Here is a 4433-nt window from a genome sequence, read left to right as displayed (position 1 = left end):
GGCACGTCGTCGCCGAGCGGGGGGCAGGTTGTCCTTGGCGTGGGGCGATCGCGGTGGCGACCGGCGACTCGCGACGGAAACGGGGGGGCGGCGCCGGTCATTTTTTTTTTTTTTGGCAGTGGTGGGCGACGACGCCGAGTGCGTAGACGTCCGACGGGGGTGCCGCGCTGCGTCCGAGCGCCTGCTCGGGGCTGAGGTAGTCGACGGTGCCGAGCAGGGTGCCGGTCGACGTGAGCGGCTCGCTCTCGGGGGAGCGGGCGATGCCGAAGTCGACGAGCACGGCGCGGTCGTCGGTCAGCAGGATGTTGGACGGCTTGACGTCGCGGTGCACGACGCCGAGGGCGTGCGCGGCGGCGAGGGCCTCGGCCACGTCGGCGACGATCCCCATCGTGCGGCCGGGGGCCAGGGTGCGCTCGCGGCGGAGCACCTGCGACAGCGGCTCGCCCTCCACCAGGCGCATCACCAGGAACGGCGCGCCGGTCTCGGTGTCCTCGTCGTAGTCGAAGATCTCGGCGACGTTCGGGTGGTGCACCCCGCCGGCCAGGCGGGCCTCGGCCTTGAGCCGTGCGCGGCCGACCTCGTCGTCGGCGTTCTCGGTGTGGACGAGCTTCAGCGCCACCGCCCGGTCGAGCTTGCGGTCGTGGGCCCGGAACACCGAGCCCATGCCACCCGCCCCGAGTCGGTCGCCCAGCTCGTAGCGACCGTTGATGACCTTGCCCACCCGACGACAGTAGGGCCGGGCGGACGGATCCGCGCGTTCGGCGGCGGTGGGCTAGCGTCGGGCCCGTGCCGACCGACGACGACGCCCGCCTCGCCGCGGAGCTGGTCACGCAGGCCGCCGCCCTCGCGGCGCGGATGCGGGCCGGCGACGCGCTCACCGTGTCCCCGCAAGACGTCCGTCTCCGACGTCGTGCCGACGCCGACCGTGCCGCCGAGCAGCTCGTGCTCGACACCCTGCGGCGCGAGCGCCCGGACGACGGCGTGCTGGGCGAGGAGGGCGCCGCGGTCGCGTCCCGCTCCGGCCGCCGCTGGGTCGTCGACCCGGTCGACGGCACCTACAACTTCGCCTCCGGCTCCGACTACTGGTGCTCGGCCGTGGCGCTGGTGGACGGCGAGGAGCTGCTGCTCGGCGCGGTGGCGCACCACGCCACCGGGTCGGTCGTCGTGGGCGGTCCGCAGCGGCCCACGACGCGTGACGGGGAGCCGGTCCCGCCGGTCCACGACGACCCCCTGGAGCTGGTCAGCGCGGGCACCTACCTGCACCCGGGCTTCTTCGGCGAGCCCAGCGTGCACGACCCCTGGACGCGGGCGGTGTCGCGTCCGGCCACGATCCGCATGCTCGGCTCGGGCTCGATGGACCTGGTCGGCGTCGCGACCGGCCGGCTCGGCTGCTGGTTCCAGCACTCGACGCCGTCCTGGGACTGGCTGCCCGGCGCCGCCATCGTCGCCGGGGCCGGCGGCACCACGCGCCGCGTGGACGTCGGTGGGCGCACGTGGGTCGGTCGGCGGGCGGTGCCCGCAGCGTGGCCGAGGGCGTCGCGGCGCGTGGAGGGCTGAGCGGTGCCGGTCATCGACGTCGTCGCCTGCCTGCTGGTGGGCGCGGACGGGCGGGCGCTCATGGTGCGCAAGCGGGGCACGAGCGCGTTCATGCAGCCCGGCGGCAAGCCCGAGCCGGGCGAGTCCGGCCTCGACGCGCTGCGCCGCGAGCTGTCCGAGGAGCTCGGGCTCGAGCTGCCGGCGGACGCCTTCACCTGGGTCGGCGAGTTCGACGAGGACGCCGCGAACGAGCCCGGCCACCGGGTGCACGCCCGGGTGTGGCGCACCGACCTGCACCACGAGCACGTCGTGGCCGCCGAGATCGAGGAGGCGCGGTGGGTCGACCCGCACGACCCGGGCGACCTCGACCTCGCGCCGCTCAGCAGTGAGGTGCTCCTGCCGCTCCTGGCGGGGTCGCAGCCGGGCTGAGGGGGTTGGCTCCCGAGGGGCTGATGACGAGGGTGTGGGGTGCGTGAGCGCCTTGGTTCGTCGGATCGCCCGAGGCGGTTCCGTGAGCGTTCGTCCCATCCGAGAATGTCCTGGAATCCTGGGGATTTCGGGTGGTTCTTGTCGGACGCGCGAGGTACGATAGAACAAACGTTCGATACGGGGGTTCTCGGATGCTGATCGACCAGCTGGAGGGGTTGCGCGGTGAGCTGCGTGAGCTCGAGGCGTGGTCGTTGACGGACGCGGAGCTGCGGACGGTGACGGTCGAGATCCAGCGGACGATCGCGAGTCTCACCGAGACCGCGGTCCGTCTAGCCGGCGCCGCCGAGGACCGTGCGCTGCCCCGTGAGGACGGCAATGCCTCCACCGTGGCGTGGCTGGCGAACCAGACCGGCATCGCCCGACGTGAGGCGTCGCGGATCGTGAAGCTCTCGCGTCTCGACGCGACTCGTGGTCTGGCGACGCGGGAGGCGTGGGCGTCCGGTGAGGTGTCGACCGAGCAGGCGAGCATCATCTTGACCGCGCTGGACCGGCTGCCGGAGTGGTTCGTGGTCGAGCAGCACGATGACGCCGAGGCGACCTTGCTCGGGCATGCGAAGGAGTTCGCTGCGGACGACCTGCGGCGGCTGGCGAACCGGGTCGTGGAGGTGGTCGACCCGCTCGCTGCGGACGAGGTCATCGGTGAGCAGCTGGAGCGCCAGGAGAAGCAGGCCTGGTCCGAGACCCACCTGACGTTCACGCGCGCGGCGACGGACTCACCTGGATCCGCGGCGCCCTGCCCGACGTGCAGGCCGACATGCTGCGCACCGTCCTCGAAGGCCTCTCCGCACCGCGCCGGATCGATGCTCTGTTCCGGGACGTCGACGGGGAGCACTCCGACACCGAGATCGGCCGGCTCGACCACCCGAGGCGCATGGGCCAGGCGTTCTGCGAGCTCGTCGAGCACCTGCCGCAGGACGCGTTCCCGCAGGCCGGAGGCCTCATGGCCACGGTCACGGTCAACATCGATCTCGACGACCTGCAGGAGCGGGTCTCGCGAGCCACGCTGAGCACCGGCTGCGACCTCAGCGCCAGCCAGGCACGCAGGCTCGCCTGCAACGCGAGCATCCTGCCGATGGTTCTCGGCGGGGGCTCCCAGCTCCTCGACCTCGGCCGCGGGACCCGGCTGCACGACCGGAACCAGCGCATCGCCCTGGCGAAACGTGACGGCGGCTGCTCGTGGAAGGGCTGCGACCGACCACCCGCCTGGTGCGAGGCCCACCACCTCAGACCCTGGAGCGAAGGCGGCGAGACCAGCCTCGACAACGGCGCACTCTTCTGCTTCCAGCACCACCGCCTGCTCCACGACTCCGACTGGTCGGCCCGCCTCGCCGAGGACGGCGTCGTCGAGGTGATCCCACCACCACGCATTGATGCCCAGCAGCGACCCATGCGCCACGCCAGACACGTGAGGCTGCAGCCCCTCGTGCCCGCTTAGCGCTGGTCCTCGACGTTCTCCAGGACGCTGGCGTTCATGCGGCCCTGCGGGTCGAGCCGGGTCAGGATCGCGGCGGCCGCCTCGCCGACGGCTGCGACCTGCTCGGGGGTCAGCGCGTCGATGACCAGCTCGCGGACGCGGCGTACGTGACCGGGAGCCGACTCCTGGATCTTCGCCAGGCCCTCGTCGGTCAGGCTGGCCTCGATCGCCCGGCGGTCGTCGTCGGCCTGACGACGGCTGACGTAGCCGCGGGCCACCAGCCGCTTCACGACGTGCGACAGGCGCGGGAGGCTGGCGTTGGTCTGCGACGCGAGCTCGGTCATGCGCAGCGTGCGCCCCGGCGCCTCGGACAGCATGGCGAGGGTGAAGTACTCGAAGTGGCTCAGCCCGGCGTCGCGCTGCAGCTGCGTGTCGAGCGCCCCCGGCAGCATCTCCACGACGGCGATGAGGCGCACCCACGCCCGCAGCTCGTCGGGGGTCAGCCAGGGGGTCTGCGTCATGGTGGGAAGCCTACCGGCGAGGTTGCCGGATAAACCTTTCGAAATCGTCTCGTAGTCTGATCCGGTGACCGGCGACCGCGAGCTCGTGCCCGACCCGGGACGCGGTGCCGCGTTCGTGCTGCGGGTGGGCGGCGCCGACCAGTCCTACGTCGACCTGGACGACCCGACCTACCTCGCCTTCGACTACGTGCGACGCATCGGCGACCTCGTCGACGTGCTGGAGCCGGCCGGGGAGCCGCTGCGCGTCGTCCACGTCGGGGGAGCGGGGCTCACCTTGCCGCGCTACGTCGCGGCCACCCGCCCGCGCTCGTCCCAGGTCGTCCTCGAGCCGGACGAGGACCTGACCGCCTTCGTCCGCGAGCAGCTGCCGCTCCCGCGGCGCAGCGGCATCAAGGTGCGCGGCGTCGACGGCCGCTCCGGGCTGACCGCGGTCGCGGACGCGTCGGTCAACCGACCGCCAGCGGCTTCGGAGG

6 protein-coding genes and 1 pseudogene are annotated in these 4433 nt (G+C 72.8%); 5 read left to right on the top strand and 2 right to left on the bottom strand.

Features of this window, described 5'->3' with window-relative positions:
• Positions 1–97: 97 nt before the first annotated feature.
• Positions 98–721, bottom strand: coding sequence for a serine/threonine-protein kinase (locus AC2W7G_RS09940; protein WP_485868283.1), 624 nt, complete (start codon positions 719–721; stop codon positions 98–100).
• A 65-nt stretch (positions 722–786) separates the two neighbouring features.
• Here AC2W7G_RS09940 and AC2W7G_RS09935 point away from each other — a divergent pair, with 65 nt between their 5' ends.
• The 4 genes and pseudogenes from AC2W7G_RS09935 (at position 787) to AC2W7G_RS09920 (ending at position 3460) form a co-directional block, all read left to right on the top strand.
• On the top strand, positions 787–1557 hold the full coding sequence (locus tag AC2W7G_RS09935; RefSeq protein ID WP_485868282.1) for an inositol monophosphatase family protein: 771 nt from the start codon (positions 787–789) through the stop codon (positions 1555–1557).
• 3 nt (positions 1558–1560) lie between these two features.
• Positions 1561–1965: an NUDIX hydrolase gene (locus tag AC2W7G_RS09930; RefSeq protein WP_485868281.1), complete on the top strand. Its 405-nt coding sequence runs from the start codon at positions 1561–1563 to the stop codon at positions 1963–1965.
• A 191-nt stretch (positions 1966–2156) separates the two neighbouring features.
• Positions 2157–2642: pseudogene (locus tag AC2W7G_RS09925) on the top strand (DUF222 domain-containing protein); the annotation flags it as partial.
• 53 nt (positions 2643–2695) lie between these two features.
• Positions 2696–3460 (top strand): HNH endonuclease signature motif containing protein, encoded by a 765-nt coding sequence (locus AC2W7G_RS09920; protein WP_485868284.1) that lies wholly within the window; start codon positions 2696–2698, stop codon positions 3458–3460.
• On the opposite strand, the gene AC2W7G_RS09915 is transcribed toward AC2W7G_RS09920, so the two are convergent.
• Positions 3457–3960, bottom strand: coding sequence for a MarR family winged helix-turn-helix transcriptional regulator (locus AC2W7G_RS09915; RefSeq protein ID WP_485868280.1), 504 nt, complete (start codon positions 3958–3960; stop codon positions 3457–3459). The genes AC2W7G_RS09920 and AC2W7G_RS09915 overlap by 4 nt on opposite strands.
• Before the next feature lie 64 nt (positions 3961–4024).
• Here AC2W7G_RS09915 and AC2W7G_RS09910 point away from each other — a divergent pair.
• A partial coding sequence (locus tag AC2W7G_RS09910) for a spermidine synthase (protein WP_485868279.1) occupies positions 4025–4433 on the top strand: 409 nt, incomplete at its 3' end.

The sequence above is a fragment of the Aeromicrobium sp. PFPM2_SD2 genome (genome assembly GCF_057364525.1).
The sequence above is the reverse complement of the archived record's forward strand: the minus strand, read 5'-3'. Positions and strand labels throughout refer to the sequence as shown.

What these genes read in the sequence shown, in the direction of transcription:
- AC2W7G_RS09915 (WP_485868280.1), bottom strand. Translation starts at nt 3,960, where the DNA reads ATGACGCAGACCCCCTGGCTGACCCCCGACGAGCTGCGGGCGTGGGTG.